Annotated in this window: 2 protein-coding genes; both read left to right on the forward strand. The window is 72.7% G+C overall.

Features of this window, described 5'->3' with window-relative positions; genetic code table 11:
- The coding region (locus tag QAA18_RS12540) for a DUF4381 family protein (RefSeq protein WP_279413407.1) at positions 1–219 on the forward strand (219 nt) is incomplete at its 5' end.
- Positions 216–1,232, forward strand: a complete 1,017-nt coding sequence (locus tag QAA18_RS12545) for a VWA domain-containing protein (RefSeq protein WP_279413408.1) — start codon at positions 216–218, stop codon at positions 1,230–1,232. The genes QAA18_RS12540 and QAA18_RS12545, both read left to right, overlap by 4 nt.
- Positions 1,233–1,351: the final 119 nt, after the last annotated feature.

The raw sequence follows: 1,351 nt of genomic DNA on the forward strand, positions 1-1,351 counted from the left end.
CGCCGCGCCGCGATCCGGCGCAACCCGCGCGCCGCGACGCTGCACGGCGAGGCGTGGCTGGAGATGCTGGACGCGGGCGCGAAGCAAGCGCTCTTCGCCGACGACGACGGCAGGCTGCTGCTGGAAGGCGGCTTCCGCCCCGATGTCGACGAGGCCGCCGCCTCGCGCCTGCAGGCGCGTGCCCGCCAGCGCTTCCTCGAATGGATGGGTGCGCGATGACATTCCCGTCCTTCGGCGATCTTTCGTTTGCCTGGCCCTGGCTGCTGCTGGCGCTGCCGCTGCCGATCCTGGCGCGCTGGTTGCTGCCGCCGGTGCGCGACGCCGGTGCCGCCCTGCGCGTGCCGTTCGGCTCGCGCCTGCAGGCCGTCGCGGGAACGGGCATCGCGCGTGGCACCGGCATGCCGCTGATCGCGTTGCTGGCCTGGCTGCTGCTGTGCGTGGCCGCGGCGCGCCCGCAGGAGCTCGGGCCGCCGGTCGCACCGCCGCAACCCAGCCGCGACCTCATGCTCGCCGTCGACCTCTCCGGCAGCATGGGCGACCAGGACATGGTCCTGGGCGGCCGCATCGTCGACCGGTTGACCGCGGCCAAGGCGGTGATCTCCAACTTCCTCGAACGCCGCGAGGGCGACCGCGTCGGCCTGGTCGTGTTCGGCCAGCGCGCCTACGCGCTCGCGCCGATGACGCTGGACCTCCAGTCCGTGCAGCACCAGCTCGATGCCAGCGTGGTCGGCCTCGCCGGTCGCGAGACCGCGATCGGGGACGCGATCGGCCTGGCCGTCAAGCGCCTGTCGCAGCAGGAATCCGGACAACGCGTGCTTGTGCTGTTGACCGACGGCATGAACACTGCCGGCCGCCTGGATCCACTGAAGGCGGCGGAGATCGCACGCGACAACGACGTGCGCATCCACGCCATCGCCTTCGGCGGCGACAGCAGTGGCTTCTCGCTGTTCGGCATGCCGATGCAGTGGCCCGGCGCCGGCAACGACAGCGACGAGGCCACCTTGCGCCACATCGCCAAGACGACCGGCGGCAAGGCATTCCGGGCGCGCGACGCCAGCGAGCTGGCCGGCATCTACGCCGAGATCGACCGTCTCGAACCGGTCGATCGCGCCGCGCGCCCGGTGCGTCCGCGGATCGAACGCTATCCGTGGCCGCTGGCCGCGGCGCTGTTGCTGGCGTTGCTGGCCTTCGCGCTGCCTGCGCAGGGGCGCGGGCGAGGATCGCCGGGATGATCGACGCCCTGCAGCAACTGCACCTGTTGCGCCCGCACTGGTTGTGGGCGCTGGCGCTGCTGCCGGCGCTGGCCTGGCTGCTGCGCAGGCGCGGCTTGCAAGCCAGTGCGTGGCGCGAC

It is taken from the genome of Luteimonas sp. 8-5, from assembly GCF_029763755.1.
Taxonomy (GTDB): Bacteria; Pseudomonadota; Gammaproteobacteria; order Xanthomonadales; family Xanthomonadaceae; genus Cognatiluteimonas.

What these genes read in the sequence shown, in the direction of transcription:
- QAA18_RS12545 (WP_279413408.1), top strand. Translation starts at nt 216, where the DNA reads ATGACATTCCCGTCCTTCGGCGATCTTTCGTTTGCCTGGCCCTGGCTG.